This is a genomic window from Vibrio tubiashii (assembly GCF_028551255.1).
GTDB classification, from domain to species: domain Bacteria; phylum Pseudomonadota; class Gammaproteobacteria; order Enterobacterales; family Vibrionaceae; genus Vibrio; species Vibrio tubiashii_B.
In genome coordinates, this window is record NZ_CP117029.1 from 1836318 (window position 1) to 1854488 (window position 18171).

At 42.7% G+C, this 18171-nt stretch carries 14 protein-coding genes; 5 read left to right on the forward strand and 9 right to left on the reverse strand.

Annotated features, from left to right (window positions below; all coding sequences use genetic code 11):
- The first annotated feature begins 374 nt into the window (after nt 1-374).
- The gene (locus LYZ37_RS08395) at nt 375-2273 is read left to right on the forward strand and encodes a glutamate decarboxylase (protein WP_272785155.1); all 1899 of its coding nucleotides are present in this window, start codon (nt 375-377) and stop codon (nt 2271-2273) included.
- A gap of 71 nt (nt 2274-2344) precedes the next feature.
- On the opposite strand, the gene LYZ37_RS08400 is transcribed toward LYZ37_RS08395, so the two are convergent.
- The 4 genes from LYZ37_RS08400 to LYZ37_RS08415 all read right to left on the reverse strand — a co-directional run bounded on the left by LYZ37_RS08400 (nt 2345) and on the right by LYZ37_RS08415 (nt 4330).
- Nucleotides 2345-2755 carry a DUF1330 domain-containing protein gene (locus LYZ37_RS08400; RefSeq protein WP_171321503.1) on the reverse strand — a complete coding sequence of 137 codons (411 nt, stop codon included), beginning with the start codon at nt 2753-2755 and terminating at the stop codon, nt 2345-2347.
- 30 nt (nt 2756-2785) lie between these two features.
- The gene (locus tag LYZ37_RS08405) at nt 2786-3274 is read right to left on the reverse strand and encodes a GNAT family N-acetyltransferase (protein WP_272785156.1); all 489 of its coding nucleotides are present in this window, start codon (nt 3272-3274) and stop codon (nt 2786-2788) included.
- Between the two features lie 52 nt (nt 3275-3326).
- Entirely contained in the window at nt 3327-3695 is a 369-nt protein-coding gene (locus LYZ37_RS08410; RefSeq protein ID WP_272785157.1) for a VOC family protein, read from the reverse strand.
- Between the two features lie 83 nt (nt 3696-3778).
- Nucleotides 3779-4330, reverse strand: a complete 552-nt coding sequence (locus LYZ37_RS08415; protein ID WP_272785158.1) for a sugar O-acetyltransferase — start codon at nt 4328-4330, stop codon at nt 3779-3781.
- Between the two features lie 207 nt (nt 4331-4537).
- Here LYZ37_RS08415 and LYZ37_RS08420 point away from each other — a divergent pair, with 207 nt between their 5' ends.
- Both LYZ37_RS08420 and LYZ37_RS08425 read left to right on the forward strand, forming a co-directional pair.
- The gene (locus LYZ37_RS08420; protein WP_272785159.1) at nt 4538-5599 is read left to right on the forward strand and encodes a cytochrome-c peroxidase; all 1062 of its coding nucleotides are present in this window, start codon (nt 4538-4540) and stop codon (nt 5597-5599) included.
- Nucleotides 5586-7919: an ATP-binding protein gene (locus LYZ37_RS08425; protein WP_272785160.1), complete on the forward strand. Its 2334-nt coding sequence runs from the start codon at nt 5586-5588 to the stop codon at nt 7917-7919. Before LYZ37_RS08420 ends, LYZ37_RS08425 begins: the two co-directional genes overlap by 14 nt.
- Before the next feature lie 77 nt (nt 7920-7996).
- On the opposite strand, the gene LYZ37_RS08430 is transcribed toward LYZ37_RS08425, so the two are convergent.
- The 5 genes from LYZ37_RS08430 to tssI all read right to left on the reverse strand — a co-directional run bounded on the left by LYZ37_RS08430 (nt 7997) and on the right by tssI (nt 15934).
- Complete coding sequence (locus LYZ37_RS08430; RefSeq protein ID WP_272785161.1) at nt 7997-8353, reverse strand: PilZ domain-containing protein; 357 nt, start codon at nt 8351-8353, stop codon at nt 7997-7999.
- Between the two features lie 227 nt (nt 8354-8580).
- On the reverse strand, nt 8581-9678 hold the full coding sequence (locus LYZ37_RS08435; protein ID WP_272785162.1) for a DUF6708 domain-containing protein: 1098 nt from the start codon (nt 9676-9678) through the stop codon (nt 8581-8583).
- A gap of 1 nt (nt 9679) precedes the next feature.
- Entirely contained in the window at nt 9680-12976 is a 3297-nt protein-coding gene (locus tag LYZ37_RS08440; protein ID WP_272785163.1) for a toxin VasX, read from the reverse strand.
- On the reverse strand, nt 12973-13848 hold the full coding sequence (locus tag LYZ37_RS08445; protein ID WP_272785164.1) for a DUF4123 domain-containing protein: 876 nt from the start codon (nt 13846-13848) through the stop codon (nt 12973-12975). Before LYZ37_RS08445 ends, LYZ37_RS08440 begins: the two co-directional genes overlap by 4 nt.
- Entirely contained in the window at nt 13841-15934 is a 2094-nt protein-coding gene (tssI, locus tag LYZ37_RS08450) for a type VI secretion system tip protein TssI/VgrG (protein WP_272785165.1), read from the reverse strand. The genes LYZ37_RS08445 and tssI overlap by 8 nt, the downstream gene beginning before the upstream one ends.
- 261 nt (nt 15935-16195) lie before the next feature.
- Between tssI and LYZ37_RS08455 the strand changes: the two genes are divergently transcribed.
- The gene (locus LYZ37_RS08455) at nt 16196-17155 is read left to right on the forward strand and encodes an AEC family transporter (protein ID WP_272785166.1); all 960 of its coding nucleotides are present in this window, start codon (nt 16196-16198) and stop codon (nt 17153-17155) included.
- 123 nt (nt 17156-17278) lie between these two features.
- A complete protein-coding gene (gene rarD / locus LYZ37_RS08460) occupies nt 17279-18169 on the forward strand; it encodes an EamA family transporter RarD (RefSeq protein ID WP_272785167.1) in 891 nt (296 codons plus the stop codon).
- The last annotated feature ends 2 nt before the right edge of the window (nt 18170-18171 follow it).

Sequence of the window (18171 nt, forward strand, 5' to 3'; positions counted from 1 at the left end):
ATGACATTCGGTTGTTTTAGTTGTTATGTAGCGACGCCATATTGTTATTGTATGCGCGCAATCAACCCATCACCCAGCCAACGATAACTTTCCTGCACAGTATGCAACTTAGTTATCAATAGAACATCTAGTTGCAGATGAGTGAATTTTCAATATTTAACTAAAGAAATGTATAAATAATCATTCTTATTTACCACAAACTCATCTATTGACTGAATATATGAGATCTCATAGATACTTTTGAATCTATAAATATAGAGTCTCTACTCAGTGTCTATATTCACCTATACACGAGTTTTCGTGTTGGCTAGGTAGCGAAAAACACTCTCGCTGCTTGTTCCTGATACTAAGTACTTAAATCTTGGAGCAAAATTATGAGTAACGATAACAATATAAACTATGGACCGAAGCGAACACCTTGGATTGAGCAAGTTCCAGAGTTCGCTGTAGGTAAAATAACCGCACCTTCTGCTGATCCCATTGAGGTATACGCAGAAAGAAACTATGACTTTCACTATACCGAACAGGCAATTAATGGCTTTGACGTCGAATTACCACCGACAGGCCAAAACTGCGGTGAGCAAAACAATGTCTATGATCAGATACAAGCCTATGTCGATTCACAGAAAGAGAGGTTTTTAGGCTATCAGACGGAAGAGGATATTAGCTATAAAAATCGATTAGCACCTTTTCTTAACGTCAGCTTAAACAATGTTGGTGACCCATTCGTCAATGGCAACTATACGATCAACTCAAAGTGCGTCGAGCGCTCTGTCCTTGATTACTACGCCTCACTTTGGAACGCTCAGTGGCCATCGCAAGGCCCATACATAGATGAAGATGGCAACTTCCAAAAAGGAGTAGGCGAAAGCTATTGGGGCTATGTACTCACTATGGGCAGTACAGAAGGCAATTTATACGGCATGTTGAATGCCCGAGATTATCTCAGCGGAGTGATGCTGCTTGAAGAGGAAATACGTGCTGAAACCGATGATGGTGAGACAATTTCAAATTGCCAAGTGTATGCGCACCACCCTTCTCCACCAATCCACACTCCTAATGCATACACTCCGGTGGCGTTTTTCTCTGAAGACACTCACTACTCCATCGTCAAAGCAATGGCCGTAGAGAAAATAGAGACCTTTGGCGAACTTGGTAATCGGCTATATCCTGATGAGAACCCAGTCAGTCCGGGTAAGCCTTGGCCCGCTGAAGTAGAATCAGAAGGACCAACCACTGCGCTGCCTGCAGGCTCTGGTGCAATAGACGTGGATAAACTAATCCAATACGTCACTTTCTTTGCTGAAAGAAGATACCCAATACTTCTAGTCCTTAATTGCGGAACAACATTTAAAGGCGCATACGATGATGTTTCGACAATTACCGCCAGGCTAAAACCAATCCTTGAAAGAAATGGACTATGGAAAAGAGAAGTACCTATCGATCCAGATGACCCAACTCATGGATATGAGACTCGGACCGGCTATTGGCTTCATATTGACGGAGCGCTTGGAGGAAGTTATGTCCCCTTCATAAAAATGGCGAAAGATTGTGATGAGTACCAAGCCTTCTTTAAAGAGCATGGTGACTATACTGGTCCTAATTTCGACTTTACTAACCCTATGGTGCATTCAATTGTAACCAGTGGGCATAAATTTCCCGGAGCACCGTGGCCAACGGGTGTCTATATGACCAAGCAGCAGTATATGGTCTCTCCTCCGGATAACCCAGAATATATTGGTTCACCAGACACGACGTTTGCAGGCTCGCGAAATGGGCTATCGCCATTAGTGTTATGGGAATACTTCGCCCGCAATAGCTACAAAGAGCAAATTAGGCTGACAATGAAAGCTCAAGAAGTCGCCAAATATGCTCAGGAGCAACTTGCGCTGGTTGCTGATTATTGGGCCGAAAAAGGATCACCTCTTCCTCAAGGGCTATGGTTGCAACGTACACCACTTTCGTTGTCACTCATATTTTGCCAGCCGAACGAAGAAATTATCTTCCGTTATTCTTTGGCAAAAGAAAGCACCACAGTGACGACTTACGAGAACGGCAAGGAGATTGATCAAGTTCGACACTATGTTCACCTGTTTACGATGTGGGATGTAGATAAACAACTCATAGACAGTCTATGTGAAGACTTAAAGCAAGACGGAGCGTTTGATACTCGACTGTTTAAAAAGATTAAACAGTCGACTGTACACAAACCTAGAGTGAAGAACGCTGTAAGACAAATTCAGCTTCCACTTAAGGGGCGGTCCTTTCGTTAGAGAACTAGAAGTGTTTGAATACTAAACTTTCAAGTAGCCCAATCACATTGGGCTACTTCTCTGAAATACCCTTACTTAGGGACTCTAGTCTCGATGTTCAGTTGCCCTTCAAGACCAGCTTCACGATGAACGCTTAGTGCTTGGAACTCCTCACATGAGGTCATATCTAGTAGAGCTTGGCGCGACGGGTACTTTACAATTACGCAAGCATCCCAGAGGTCATCTACCTGACCTAGGATGAGTCCGGTCACTTCAGAATAAAACACCACTTCGGCACCATACTTCTCTAACACGCTTAGCATAGGTTGACCGTATAGGTGATAGGCTTCAACGCCCGTTAGCTCGGTTTCTCTTCCATCTGCATACTGGGCTTTGTCGCGAAATTTAAAGAGATTAAGTAAATGGATCTCACCGGAATTAGGATTGTCTGTGAGTGCATTCATCTGTTGCTCAGACGGGTAAAGCTGATTAATAACTTCCATGTTATTCTCCATAAAGCGCGGGGTTTAAGCTCAGTTATGCTCTAACCATTTGTGCATAATGTAACTGTCAACCAAGCCGTGAATACGATGCCGATAGGCTTTCGGTATTGTCCCTATGATGTTGTAGCCTAGCGATTGCCACAGCTTAACGGCGATCTCGTTAGTAGAAACAACAGAGTTAAACTGCATCGCCTTAAACCCAAGTTCAACCGCAACAGTTTGCGAGTGGATGCACATTTTCCTCGCTACCCCTTTACCTCTCGCGGCTTCAGCAACCATATAGCCGCAATTACAAATATGATCGCTCGGCCCCTGCGCATTCGCTTTTATATAATAGGAACCAAGCACTTGGTCTTCCTCAATAAAGACGAAGGTTTTCATCACTTGCTTACACCAAAGGTCATACGCTTGTTCGATATCCATATCCGCTGCAAACGCATACGTCTCTTGAGCCAGAATGACTTGCGCAAAGGTGGGCCAAAACTGAGCAAAGTCTTCCTTGGTCATCTCTCTAATCATTCTGTTCCCTCATTCTTTTAAATGCCTACATAAGCCGCAGTGAATCTACGCTTTATGGGTAGATACTAACCTCAATCAGGTTTGAGTCAGGGTCGAGAAAGTAAACAGACTCAATCGCGCCAGTCGCTCCCGACTTCTCAACAGGCCCCTCAACGATGGTTACTTGCTCTGCTTTAAGATGATTGATGATCTCTTCCATTTTCCATGAAGAGATCAAACACAGATCTCCAGAGCCAACTCGTGCCCTATTCCTTGGCTCTTGTCCAAGTAATTGAAAGTTAATTTTCTGGTTACCAAACTGTACGGCTTTACGCCCACCAGCGAAAGTAAGCTCCTTCATTAACAGTACGCGCTGGTAAAACGACACTGACGCGTCAATATCAGAAACTGTCAGCACGATATGGTCTATGTGGCTAATCATAAAATCCCTCGATTATTTGACTTCGACTTGCTCTCGCGCATATTGGAACTTGTTCAAGTAGGAGTCAAACCCGCCAGATATTATTAATCCTGATTTAAACGCCGTATCAGTTTTGCTGGCGTCCCACCATATAAACAATCTGCTGGCACATCGCTGTTCACCACTGAATTTGCCGCTATTACCGAACGTGCTCCTATCGTCACACCCTGATTAATCACGCAGTTACCGCCGATCCAAACGTCGTCTTCGACGATAATCGGTTTGCAGTACGTTTCCCACTCTCTTCGCTTGTTAAAGTCTAATGAATGTGACGCAGTGTAAAACTGTGTGCTAGGGCCAATCAGTACGTTATCACCAATAGTAATTTTTGCCCCATCTAGCATTACCACATTCATGTTGATAAAGGTGTTATCGCCAATTTCGATTGTTTTACCAAATTCACAATGAAATGGTGGTCGTACAATACTCTGACCTACTGACCCAAATAAAGCGTTCTGCAATGCCTCTGTTTCATCTGATTCGATGGATTGGTTAAACGCTTTTAAGGTAGCTAGAGCATGAGTTCGAAGATCATTTATTTCTTGGTCAGCACCATCAAACCGCTGACCTGACATCATTTTTTCTAGTTCAGACATGAAAATCACTCACTGATTAAGACTCTTCGAAGCTAACAGCTTTATAGAAATTTAAACAGAGTAAAGACAGAAAAAGTACTTTCCTATTTTCAATCTAAACTTATAGATGAGGGAAATTTGTAAACTTATAGCGCAATATAAATATGAAACTATATTTATATTTAAAAGACAAAAGATCTTTGCTTTAGAGAGTACGGATTGATAAATATGATAATAAATAAAAGGTCAGTTGTAATAATACTTGCCATGGCATTGGTAGGTATCGCTCCGCTATTTTGGCTAATACTGTATAGCGGAGAAAACGCTCATAGCCACGACTATGAGCACCAACATCACACTCTTTCAGCAAATGTTCGGAAAGACCAATTTCCGAGTTCAAACCTTGTGTCTCCAATCCCTTCAGACCATCAAGTTGATAAGAATCAAGCCAAAATAGGCTGGCTACTATTCAAAGATCCTCAGCTCTCTTCTAATGGTCAAATTAGCTGCGAATCTTGTCACGACTTGAGCAGCAATGGCGCAGAACCAACCGCTGTCTCGACTGGTGTTGAAGGACTCGGAGAAAGAAACTCTCTTACCGTCTTTAATGCTGCACTGAATTACCGTTTTTTCTGGGATGGAAGAGCTAACACTTTGAATGATCAAATTGATGGCCCGATACACAGCAACGTCGAGATGAACTCTAATTGGAAAGATATCACCGAATACGTTACAAACTCTCCTCAATATTCCCAGCTTTTTGGTGAGCAACAAGTCGAAATCAATGAAGCGACTATTAAGTCTATGCTCGTCGAGTTTATGAACGCCCTTGTCACGCCAGACTCCCCTTTTGACAAGTACCTTTCTGGCGATAGAAACGCCCTAACGACTCAGCAAATAGAAGGATGGAAACTTTTCCAGCAGCATGGATGTATCCGCTGCCATCGTGGCACCAATATCGGTGGTGGTATGGTGATGAAATTTGGCTTGTATGGTCAAGAGTACAACGGGCAAGAACGTTCCGCTGATACTGGCCGTCATATGCATACCAATAAGCAGGAAGACATGTACATCTTTAGGGTAGCAAGCCTAAGGAATGTTGCGGCAACCCCACCTTATTTTCACGATGGGCAAACACGCAACCTTGAAGACGCTATTGAAATTATGGCGCGCAGTCAGCTCGGACTTTCATTAGCTCCTAAAGAAATTGACGCCATAAGTGCATTTCTAAACACCCTATCGGCCGAAAGACCTGCCATCCTTGAGGAGTTTGAAAATGAATCTTACTAAAATCTTGTTTTCACTCGCTTCAGTCTTGTCTTTGTCAATTGGCACCCTAGTATATTTTCTATATCAGGAGCATAAACAAATTACGGAGTTCTATTCTTCGATTAGTTCCTTAGGTCATGAGATCATTGAAGTTCGCGACGCAGTCACTAATCACGCCCTATCTCCTCAGTTAGATCCCTATTTTTTAAATGCAGAGATCGTCAATCTTGAAAAAGAGAGTAAAGGTTTGCTTTCTCGTTACCAGAAGACGCAAAAATTAGGCCTTTACAACAAGCAAACAAACGAAGTCTTGACCCAGTTCCACCAATCCTTGCTGGCTCTGTCAGAAACTTTAGATAAAGTGGTTGGACTAATTATTGTTAAAGATGCCTTACTCACATCAGTGATAGAACACGTGGAACTCGGTACCGAGAGCTCTGATTTAGAGCGAGACATCATAGCCAAGAAGATACATCAAAACGCGAGTTTGGATTACATACCCGCCAAATTGAAATCAACTGTTTCAACTTTTAAGCAGGTAGATTCTCAAAGACGCGCACTCTTTGCTTCACTTCTCTCACCTAAAAATTCCGAGTTTGTCGAACACTCGGAGAAGCAGCTAAGGCAGCAAGCGATAAACGTTCAAAATAAAATATTCCAGTTACTCGCTACTCTAGCTATCGTTGTTTCCGCATTTGTGATTTACACCTATGTACACCGCTTACAAGAGTTAAAACGGAACAACCACGCCTATCAAGAGGCAATCGATAGAACGGAGAAGGCCAATCACGCCAAATCTATTTTCTTAGCCACGATGAGTCACGAACTAAGAACGCCGATGAGTGGTGTCCTCGGTGTTGCACAGATGATTCGTGAAGACACCAACGAATCTAGAACCAAAGAACACGCTGATATCATTATTAATTCTGGTAATCATCTGGTCACACTGCTTAATGACATTCTCGACTTTTCAAAGGTAGAAGAAGGTAAGCTTGAACTCGAACATACCCCATTTTCGTTGAGAGAGCTTGTTCAGCCTTTAGAAAGCACCTTACTACCACTGGCTCAGAGAAAGAACATCACACTCACTATTCCACATTACCCATCCGACGATCTAAAACTGGTTGGGGATGTGGCTCGTACAAGGCAACTGCTATTCAACCTGATTGGAAACGCCATTAAGTTCACTCAACAAGGCAAAGTCGAGGTCAATATCCAAATAAACGATTCGGGTTCAGTCGGTGTGCTGTTTACCGTTACGGACACGGGTATCGGTATTGAGGATGACAAGCTAAACAGTATTTTTATTCCCTTCGAGCAAGCTGAGCTCTCTACTACCCGAAAATTCGGCGGCACAGGTCTTGGCCTTTCGATTGTGAAAAAGCTAGTCGATTTAATGGAGGGCGATATTTCAGTCTCTAGCCGAGTTGGCTATGGTTCTAAATTCGATATTTTCCTCCCTCTTGAAGTTCAACAAGACCGCGTGGACTTAAGTAATATCGAAGAAGCCTCTCTGAACAACACTGAACATTTACATAAAAAACGAATACTCTTGGTTGAAGACAACCGGGTCAACGCCGTTGTCGCGAAAGGTTTCCTTAAAGATTACGCACAAGACATCACGTGGGCAGAAGACGGATTGCAAGCCCTTGAGGTTTTAGAGAACGAACAGTTTGATCTCATCGTTATTGATAACCACATGCCCAACCTCAGTGGTGTTGAAACCATCAAGCGTATAAGAGAGACACTAAAACTCGATACCGTGATATTCGCGTATACGGCAGATGTCTTCAAAGAAGCTCACGACTCGCTAATTGACGCGGGCGCTAATTTCGTACTCACGAAACCCCTTCAAAAACCGAGTCTAGAGCTCGCATTAAAACAGTTTTCTCGTGAAATTATGGCGAGTTCGCAGCAAGAAATTGAGGGAAACACGGTTGTACCTTTAATTCGTCATCCCGCAAGCCAACTCGCGCTTACAGAAGAAGAGTTGTCTGCCAGTTCATCTTTTAATGACCAGTCATTGAGTCGCGTGACTAAGCTAGAACTGTTAATCGGTTTAAAAACAAAGCTTAATGCTTTAACTGACCAACTTATTGAAGCCTATTCAAGTTCAAGCCTAGAATTGCTAATTGAAGCTTTAAGCCAAATAGAGACATCTGCGTCAGAGCTCGAGCTTGAAGAAGTGCTTGCTCTCGCTACAGTGGCAAAAGAGAGTTGTGAAAACAGCGAGCTACCCAACGTTGAACACTTACAGCAACTGATCAACCGGATGTTGGTTAACCTCCATCAGGCACAGCGGCTTACTTTGGAATTAAGTCACTCAACAAAACATGCATAATCTCATGAACAAAACGTACATATGCCCTTGAACGAAAAACGGAGCCTTCAGGCTCCGTTTAGAAATTACTAGTGAAATCAGGCAGCGGCTTCTCTTAGCCGAGCAAAGAAAACAGGATACTTGCTACGGATCTTTCTTTGTTCATCAACCATGATTTTAAAAGTTGGGCCTTTACGTAATTGAACAATCACTTCATCACGCTCAAAACGCAAGACTGCGCCTTCAATTTCCACGCGACTTTCGTCGTTAAGGTTAAGCATTCCTTTAATCTCAAGCCCTTTGTACATGGTATTAGAGTTGGCTACCACCATTCTAATGCCACCTTCTGAAACCTCCGCAACCTGAAACAACTCATCTCCGAGCCTAACAAAAGGCCTAGCGCGCTTCGGGTATCTTAAGCGGTAATACTGTCGTTTCTGTATATAGCTACTCATGGTCCTGATCCTGCTCCGTGCTACTCATAGCTAGGTATAATCCCTAAGTATACCCTTTCTACGCAATAAATGATGTAAATAACCACTCGTTATTCTACTTTCACTTTACTATATCGGCAATGAATTGGTTTTTTGAAGGTTTGAACTGGGTGGGGTTGTGAGATTGTGAGGCTGGTTGGCTAGTTTTGAAAAGCCGCTCGGGTGAGCGGCTTTACTTTTTGTTTCTACTAGGCTTTAAGTAACTTCAGATTAGCTAGAGTGCCACCAGAATTGTAGTGCTTAATTGCAGCATCTTTCTGCTTCCTTAAATCCTCACTTGGTTTTGCCCACTCTTCTCTCGGTAGCGGCTTTGACCACTCATTTACTTCTGGAGGGAAATTTGCCATAGAGATTCGACTATCCCACTCCGAAACAATATAAGGCAGCTTCCAGAAGCATAAGATATTAAAAGCATAATAACCAAACATATTAAAGTATGAGGCGGTAGGATCTGACATACTCAGAGCAAATAAAGGACGATGGCTTTCTCTAAATTTTTTTCTTAGCCTATTTCGACTAGCATCAAACGACTTTCTGTCTTCATTTTGAGCTTTTGTGGCCCAATATTCAGGTTCTTCTTCCATATAGCAACGAATAATTTCCCACGAGCGCTGCCCTTCTTCCATGAGCCCTACTGGTCTTTTAAACATCCAATAATCTTTACCCGATGAATCCGGCAATGCGATTCCGAATGTGACATTTGAGACAATTGCGCTACCTGTAAAGCCTTTGTATATGGACACCCATGAGACAGTTTCCTCCCAAGGGACAATTGTGGGCGTTTTACTTCCCCCTTCGAAATAACAGACTTCTCTGCGCTGTCGATTAAATCGAATTGGCTTCTGACGTGCTTTTTTTAGAGAAGAATTGATCACCGCACTCCAACCAAAAGTTGAAGGTAGCATGATAGCTAAAATCAAAGCGCCCCAGTTCTCTTGAATTATTACTGATAGTGTTTTAAAAAATCCCTGATGTGTATCTTTCATTATATTTGCACTAAATATAAACACGGACAACACTACGAACGTTGCAAGCATGACCCAAAATATTACTAATTGCGCTTGAAATGCTTTTCCTTGGTTTGACTGGCCGATATCCATATATGTATCGTTGATTTCTAATATTTGGTTTGATTCACCTAAACTATTAGGAGAAACTCTCACCGAAGGTAATGGCTTCGGTGAAAAGAACAGAGCCTCGCCTAAAGGGTAAGTGCGAACTTCTCCAGCAAGGGGACGTTGCTCTTTTAAGTTAAAGTCCTGTTCTATGCTTTGGTCTTTAGTCACGTTATACGCCTTGTAATTTCAATTGACTTGTCGTTAGCGGTAATAAGTTATCACGTACAATGTTTTTTGCTTTTAGCATACTTACTTCACTCAAAAGTCCGAGTCGGTTTAAACTCGTAGTTTGGTAACGCACAACAGTTGTTTCTGACGAATCCGGTGTTGGAAGATAATGCAATTCTACGCCGATACCATGATGAGCATTCGCTTCGCGAGGGAAAATTGGAAGTCCGATCTCAAGTGGCTCATTTGATGAACTCAAACAGACCCATTGCTGTCCTGCAGCTTCAGTCCAGGGCTGCCATTTGTTTCTTTGATGATCAACAAGCCAATAGACCGCTATTTCAATACCAGCGTTATCAAGTTCATTGACAGTAATGCCAGGCATTAACAATGATAAAGCATTTCCTGCAGGAAGTTGTTGAATTGACATGGTTGGTTTAGAACTGATTCTAGCCAGTTGCTCGTTGCTTACTTGAAGTGAATTGTTTCTTGGTGTGTCTCCCCATAAACTGTCTCTAAACCATTGCATATAGTCCGACAAACTAAAGTAGTTGTACCCTGCCGTAACCCCAAGTTGAATTGCAGACACAACCAAGCCAATCATATTAACTCTTATGCCAATCGAGAGAAGTCGGCTACTACTGCTTGCCCAGATAGCGGCCCTTGCAGCACTTTCTGTTTGCATTACAGCCACTCCTACTTGAGCACTTCGATATAGTCCCAAGCCATTTACTACCGTCATACTAGATTCGGCAAAAAGATCTGTACTATGTTTAATAATTGACGCTGTTTTTCCTTTTGATAGTGCTTCCACCAATTGACTGCCTGATTCATATGCTTTCATCGTTGACGACACCATACCAAACAGATATGCACTGCCACCTAGAGCAGCAGTCCATCGACCTAAATTAGCTCTGTAAGCTAGCTTTGAATTGATGTGGTTAACACTATTGAGCGCAGCCTTATCATAATTAGACCTCAAACCTTGCGCAAAGCCGAAAGTGGCACTTAATGCTGAAGTTGTGTCTCTTATTAAAGATACTATACTCACGTTCTTGTTAGAGCTTGTTAAATTGGAGTAACTATTAATGGCATTATATACTGCAAAAAAGGTGATAACTGCTGATAACCCATCCCAACCGCTAAGATAATTCCAAGATCTGACTTTACTAATCGAACGATAATCTGAAGCCATCAGTTTAACATCAAGTTTTTGAGCTTCGCTTAGGCCTTTTATATAAAATCCCGCCTTTTCAGAGCCTTCTCCAAATGGAGAAATTGATTCATAGATTTTTGTTTCAAGCTCGGAAAGTTTGACTTGATTAGCCTTGTGACTTTCGTTAAGGGCATCTACATCAGGCTTACCCGAACGACCTTTTTTTCTATGTTCTGCCCACACTTGACGTATTGTATTTTTCAAGGAGGTATTGTCTTTTCGGATCTTGGTTGCTTGTTCAGTAAGAGTATTGAATTTACTCATTTCCTTCTCACTTGCAAAACCAAGAGTTATGTCCGTATTTCTATAGGCTTGCAGTACGCCAAGCCATGCAGCACCCGTGTGACTACGCAAGACTTCTGAGGGATTGAAGTCCTGAACACTACTTACTTTTTGAAAAAAAGTTTCAATAGTGTTTGTTAAGCCAATCGTATTAGCCGGAACGTATGTTGAATCAATAAGTTGCGAAAAACTATTTAAACCGTCGTTCGTTTGAATAACTTCATGAGGCCTAAACTGCTCATTGAAGATGGTATTCAGTTCTGTCCCGATATGGTTAAGTTCAGTGAGATCTTTCTTATAAGTAGCGATGAGCTTCGCTTCTGTTATTTTTTTACTAATGGCTTCTGTCAGTTTATCGTATTCATCAGCAGAAAGCGTAAATAATGCTCGATAGCTAGCGACCCAAGGCATTTCTTCTAGTTTTTCAGCAACTAACTGGCTAGCAGCATCATTCCAACACAGATCCTGAATACAACTATATTCGGCAGCTAGTAACTCTTCTAACTGTTTGTTAGTACTTGAGTCAAAGTACCAAGCTGCAAAGTAAAAGCGCTCAAACAAATCTATGCGATCTTTGGATATTGAATTCAGCCTTTCATCCCAAAATGCGAGTTTCTTTCTTTCTTTTTCTAAAAAATTTTCCATTTCATCTTGATGTATTAGCTCTCGAATTCCTTTCTTACCATGTGACGCGTTCCAGATTTTCCATGAGCTAACTCCATTGAGGTCATTGTCAAATTGCTCTTGGATGTCATAGATTAGATCGCGATATTTATCCATAACTTCATCGCCGAGGACTTTTTCCATTGCGCGATACTTTTCACCAACAGAAGGACGCATATAATCACTACGTTTATCGTCGTATTCTTGTATCCAATTTACAACGCTCTCCTTCTGGTATTCTGAAAGTTCATCCGTAAACTCTTTATTCCCCAGCATTGCAGCAAGAGCGTCAACTTTCTCTGGTGATACCTGCAACTGAGTTTCAATATACGAACCTTCGACATATTTTTGATATTGCTTTTCGTCAGACTGCCAATTCTCCAACGATTTTGCGACCAATCCCTGATAGCTTGCTAAGTCTCTTAACACTCCTATATCATCATTGAACACTAAATAAAGATGATCTTCTCGATACTCAGCGAGAACCGAACTGCTGATAGTTGAGAAATCTGTTTGTCTAAATAACGACTTATGCTCCCATTCATATGGCTGGTAATCTAGGTCACTCGTATTAGTTTCCGGCTGCTCTGAACATTCAGCAATGAGCACTGATGCTTGTTTTGGTGTTAACAGATCTGTTCCACCATTAATCGCATCAAAGCCAGATAGGTTTACCTTTTGCATAAAACGTAATCTGTCTTTATCTGACCCAATTACTTGAGAACATTTCTTGGCAGTCCATTGCAGTTCAGAATAGGAACAGTAAATAACATCACACCTTTCAAAAATTAAGTTTGCTTCTCCGATTGACGTTGTTCGTTCATCACTATTTACTTCAGAATCTTGCCAAAGTAGTTTCGTGATTTTCCCAGCCTCTACTCTATACTCGTGAAGAATCCACGTACTATCACTTTTTACCAATACATAGATCCAACCATCACGTAGCAACCTAATACCTAAAGGCTTTGATTCGGTCTCGAAAGGTATTTTTGTGTGTTCTTTGGCGGATAAAGTTTCGACCAATCCGTATCTAACAGGAACTAGTTGAATTTTATTTTTCTTAAGAGGACAAGTACCCGCTGGGTCTTGAGCATCTTTTGTCTGACCCGATTTAGCGTCATCATTTGGGGTGCTCATACTTGTTTCTCCTGAGTAATAATATGATTTGAGTATGCTTGGGCAAGTTCGGAAGCGGCTTCTATTCTTTGAGATGGCGTTTTCTGAGATGGCATTTCAATGAGTTGGTAAATATCTGGATAAACTTTTTGATCTAGGAACTTATCCTCACCCAAGAAACCTATAACATTCATGTACATTAGGAGGTCACGTTCAGAAGTAAAACCTTTGTCATAGGCTGTTAACGCGTGTTGTTCGACCCAAGATACACTATCAGCGCAATTCTCAAGTAAAGTTGGAAACCACTTAAAAACATGCTGGGTGAGCTTTTCAACTGTGGTATTCCAAGAAACTCTCCCAAGTAGAGCCCATTGCTCGTCAGAAATCTTCAGATTCTTATCATTAAAATCTATATCTGGAGCCTGTTCAGTCTTCCACTCTTTACGAGTCGGTATCCATACCTTGGATATATCGTTCCAGAACTGAGGAGTGCGAGTTGAGTAAAAGACCCAAGCGCATTCAGAGTGTGCCATTTTTACGTAAACCTTACTACCATACGGCGACTCTGCGATGATCAGGTTTCTGTAGTTTTCACAGATACGCTCCATAGAGTGGCTAGAAGCAATAAAATAGCCAGCCATTGGATTATTCTGGTCAAAAAACCAATCTTTCACGCTCTTGGATGCATGCACAACATACGGTGTTACTTCGAGAAGCTGATCGTAAGGCGCTTTCATGTAGATTGGCTCTAAAATGAGTGGGCCATCCAAAGAATAGAGCTTCGATGCTAAATCTCTGATCTGGCTCCCATCAATGACGAGATACAACTGCTCACCTCGTACTAAGTCAAAAGTTAGCCCTGATTCCAAAAATGCATTGTTAAGACTATCCATCTGTATTTAACTCTTCACACACTTCACATACTGGTTCTGACCCTTTCAGCGCTTCAATTTGTCTACTTTTTAACAGTGAGCTCATCGAATCTTGTGTTGACGTTACCTTTGGTGACGAAACCTCCTCCGGCGCCACCAGCTCTTCTAAACCCAAAGGTAAAACAGGTGCTACCCCACCGTAGCCGCTGCCGCTTCCTGCGCTGCCACCAGAGTTAAGGTTGATAGCAGAGCCAACGACGTGAACACCGCCGGCATCGACTTTAACGAAGCTTCCACCCGCTTTAATTGTAATGGCGCTACCCGCATCCAAAACGATTTTGTTGCCTGCTTTTAGGTGTACTTCGTCACCTGCATCGATAGCCGTTTTGCTTTTCACCTTTTGTTGCAGTCCACCACCAATATTGACTGACTTGTCGGCGAGCACTCTTTCACGGAGTTCGCCTTGGACTGTTAAGTGCCGATTGTTTTTGGTCAGCTCAAACTGGTCGTTTTCTACGGTGAGATGTTTGTCATGCTTAATTTCTAACGAATGATCGTTTTTTACCTCTATGTCGAAGTCTTTCTGCGCATGAACATAGATACGTTCTTTGTCCGCTTGGTCTTCAAAGCTCAATTCATTGAAGCCCAGTCCTTGGTAGGTCTCTGTTCGAATCGCGGTTTTAGTTTTATGTTCCGGGAGTGAATAGGGAGGAACATTCGTTGCGTGGTAAGTTCGACCCGTAATGATCGGTTGGTCCGGATCGCCATTTAAGAAAGAAACGATAACCTCATGGCCTACGCGTGGTAGTGCGATCATCCCATATTGATTACCCGCCCAGCCTTGCGACACTCTCACCCAACATGAGCTATTTTCATCATTGTTCGAATAGCGATCCCAATGGAAATGCACTTTTACTCGGCCGTACTCATCACAATAGATGTCTTCCCCTTCCGGGCCAGCTACGGTCGCTACCATTGGTCCGTCGACCTGAGGTTTTACAGTTGGTTCAGCTTGCCAAACATAATCTGTCGGTATCACTTTAAACTGATTGCTATAAGCAGTTTCACCACTACCACCTTCTTCTTCTAGAGCTTGAGGCTGCTTTCCGACATGTTCTACACAAACAACTAACCATTCACGATTCACTTCAGCGGTAATGTGTTCTTGTAGTTCAAACTTTTTGCCAGCAATAAGACCAGCATGGTTACTTTTCCCTAACGCAGTTCTTGCGTCTCGACGCAGGTACGCTAGGCGCGCAGTATTAAACAAAGTTCCTGATGCGTCGTCTTTAAATCTCCCTGGGAAATCAAAGTGTTCGTATACGTCTGCTCTTTGGTAATCCATTCTAGTGCCGCGTGCTTTTTGGGCAAACGTATAAGTCGGCTTTTTAAAACTGTAGTCTTGAAGGTCGTTGTGACTGACTTCGCTGCGCACCCGAGTAGAAAACGTATTAATGAAAGGCTGCTCAACCACTCCCCCACTTATGCTGTTGTAAGGAATGGGCTGTGACAGTTTGAGAAGACCATCGTTAGCATCGGTAAATAAAAGCGTGTGTTTGCCTTGCTCATGAACAAAGCTATATACCATGCCTTCTTCTGCAGCCAGTCGATGGAGGAAGTCGAGATCAGACTCTCGATATTGAACGCAAAACTCTCGCTGGCTGTGCTCGTTCTTTAGCACAAAAGCGTATTCATTGATGCCCATTTCTTGCAGCAAAACTGACAGAATTTCGGGTACCGTTTTTAACTGGAAGATACGTGAATTACGTCGTAGTGCGAGTCGCTCTAGTGCTGGCACCATAGTCAGGGTATAGAAGGTATGATGATGACCTGTGTCCCCCTTACCAAATTGACGCACGATGCCATTTAGCCGCTGAACAATCACCCCATCTCTCACGATTTCAAAGTCAACGCAGCGATCAACAATATCGTTAGCCGATAGGTTAGGTTGACGGCTAGCAAGTTGAAATTCGAAGCGAAAGCCATTGCAGTCAACACCATTACTTAACTTCGTGTGCGAGAACGAATCTCGACCCGAATACTCGATAACACGCAATGTGTCTGGCTCTTGTCCATCGATTTGAATATTGAAGCTAAGCGTTGGCATTGTAACGTCCTTCTATTAGAGGCTTTGGACAGAAAACTATCCGAAGCAGTTACAAAGCAAACTTAATACCAATCGTAATTATCAAAGTTTCAATAACTTACGTCGTTTCGAGACCTTCAATGAGCAACGAATTACCTCAATCAAGCAAACTCTTGCTCAGAAAGACCAATTAGTTAGCTAGCCAACAATTAATTATTATCCACCAAACACTTACAGTCTGGTATGGTGTAACCTTGGTTGTGCTTAGACTAGATGGAACTAATGGATATTCTTAACCAATTGCAATTTTCTCTCTCAATTACCGGGCCTATTTGTTTGATGCTTATATTGGGAATCGTGTTTAAGCGCATTGGTTTAATTAACGAAAACTTTATTGATGTCGGCTCAAAGCTGGTCTTCAAAGTGACACTCCCTACGATGTTGTTTTTGAGCATCGTGGTATCTGAACACGACTTTTATGCGGCCAGTAGCTTTATTGCTTTTGGCGTTGTCTCTAGTGTGTTGTTTTTTATCTTATCCTTCATCGCTGTTAAAGGTCTTTTTTCCCCATCGCCAGATCAAGGCGTTATTGTACAAGGTAGTTTCAGAGCCAATACGGGCATCATTGGCATAGCTTATGTGGCTAACGCCTTCGGAGAACAAGGCGTCGCGTTGGGCGCGATCTACGTGGCCGCCATCACTCTTACCTACAACATTCTGGCGGTGATCTGTTTGACACCCAAAGGTGCCGAGTCTGGTGAGAGCGTTGGAAAAATGATGATCTCCACCCTGACAAAGAACCCGTTAATCATATCTATCCTTCTTGGACTGGTAGTTTACCTGCTCTCCATTCCTGTTCCTGATATCGCAGTGGATGCGGGTAACTACCTCGCCAAAATGACCCTCCCCCTAGCATTATTATGTACTGGCGGCTCACTTAATTTAGGTTCATTGAAAAAGGAGCCCGGACCCTCTTGGTTTGCCAGCAGCAATAAGTTGGTGATAGCCCCCGTTCTCATCACAACTTCTGCTTATTGGCTTGGATTTCGCGGCCTTGAGCTTGGTGTTTTGTTCTTTATGAATGCTGCCCCCGTTGCCGCAGCAAGCTACGTGATGGCTCGCTCAATGGGAGGAAATTCCACTCTAGCCGCCAACATCATTGCTTTATCCACCGTACTATCGACTTTAACGTGCACAGTGGGTGTCCTCATGCTTCTTGGCTTAGATCTAATGCATACATAGAACCAATGTAAGACACTGTTATATAAGCATTTTAATAACTAAATAAAGTAACAAAATCTTTGCTTTACTTTTAGAAGGTTTAGGCTTAGATTTCGCTCAATTATTACCCTTTTTGAGACTACTATGCCTGAGCAGCGTTTAGGCAATGGAATGGCCGCTTTTTCATTTTTACTATGGGGCCTGTTGCCACTTTATTATCAATTTTTGCCTAACGCCGCGACGGATGAATTGCTGGCGATGCGTTTGATTGCCTCGGTACCGCTCGGAGCGTTGATTGTACTAGGCGTGACAAAGCGTCTACCTGACATACGTGCGATCTGGGCAGACAAGCGTTCCCTCGCCTATACCACTGCGGCCACAATCATGATGTCGATCTCGTGGTGTGCCTTTACGTGGGCGCTGACCAATGATCGAGTCATTGATGCTAGCCTAGGCTTCTTTATCAGCCCGATTACTATGATGGCACTCGGTGTGTTTTTCTTGAAAGAGTCACTGTCCATTGGCAAAAAAGTCGCTCTAGTCCTCGCTTGTATTGGTCTCACCTATCAAATCATCCACTATGGCGAGATCCCTTATATTGCGCTGACAATGGCAATTTTCTTTACCTTTTATGGTTGGTGTAAAAAGAAAATCAACTATAACTGGAGTACCGGACTGTATGTTGAAGCCTTGGTGTTGTTGCCTATCGCACTTTTCTATATGGGCTACAAAGAAGTGACGGTGGGTACTGAGTCTTTGCATCAAGAAGCAACCACGCTTGCACTATATTTGGGTGCAGCCCCTGCCACTCTACTTCCTTTGGTGTTTTACTCAATTGCGATTCGATTAACCACCATGTCGACCATTGGATTAATGCAATACATCGAGCCGAGTATTCAGTTCTTCATCGCGATTTACTTGTTTGGAGAGGCCTTTGATGAGGTGAAGTTAGTCAGCTTTAGCTTTATATGGGCGGGGCTAATCTTTACCATTTTTGACAGTTTACGCTTTAAATATACCGCCAAGTACAGATAGAA

Excerpts from the sequence above, each read along its gene's own strand:
- LYZ37_RS08395 (WP_272785155.1), top strand. The coding sequence starts at position 375 with ATGAGTAACGATAACAATATAAACTATGGACCGAAGCGAACACCTTGG.
- LYZ37_RS08400 (WP_171321503.1), bottom strand. The coding sequence starts at position 2,755 with ATGGAAGTTATTAATCAGCTTTACCCGTCTGAGCAACAGATGAATGCA.
- LYZ37_RS08405 (WP_272785156.1), bottom strand. The coding sequence starts at position 3,274 with ATGATTAGAGAGATGACCAAGGAAGACTTTGCTCAGTTTTGGCCCACC.
- LYZ37_RS08410 (WP_272785157.1), bottom strand. The coding sequence starts at position 3,695 with ATGATTAGCCACATAGACCATATCGTGCTGACAGTTTCTGATATTGAC.
- LYZ37_RS08415 (WP_272785158.1), bottom strand. The coding sequence starts at position 4,330 with ATGTCTGAACTAGAAAAAATGATGTCAGGTCAGCGGTTTGATGGTGCT.
- LYZ37_RS08420 (WP_272785159.1), top strand. The coding sequence starts at position 4,538 with ATGATAATAAATAAAAGGTCAGTTGTAATAATACTTGCCATGGCATTG.
- LYZ37_RS08425 (WP_272785160.1), top strand. The coding sequence starts at position 5,586 with ATGAATCTTACTAAAATCTTGTTTTCACTCGCTTCAGTCTTGTCTTTG.
- LYZ37_RS08430 (WP_272785161.1), bottom strand. The coding sequence starts at position 8,353 with ATGAGTAGCTATATACAGAAACGACAGTATTACCGCTTAAGATACCCG.
- LYZ37_RS08440 (WP_272785163.1), bottom strand. The coding sequence starts at position 12,976 with ATGAGCACCCCAAATGATGACGCTAAATCGGGTCAGACAAAAGATGCT.
- LYZ37_RS08445 (WP_272785164.1), bottom strand. The coding sequence starts at position 13,848 with ATGGATAGTCTTAACAATGCATTTTTGGAATCAGGGCTAACTTTTGAC.
- tssI (WP_272785165.1), bottom strand. The coding sequence starts at position 15,934 with ATGCCAACGCTTAGCTTCAATATTCAAATCGATGGACAAGAGCCAGAC.
- LYZ37_RS08455 (WP_272785166.1), top strand. The coding sequence starts at position 16,196 with ATGGATATTCTTAACCAATTGCAATTTTCTCTCTCAATTACCGGGCCT.
- rarD (WP_272785167.1), top strand. The coding sequence starts at position 17,279 with ATGCCTGAGCAGCGTTTAGGCAATGGAATGGCCGCTTTTTCATTTTTA.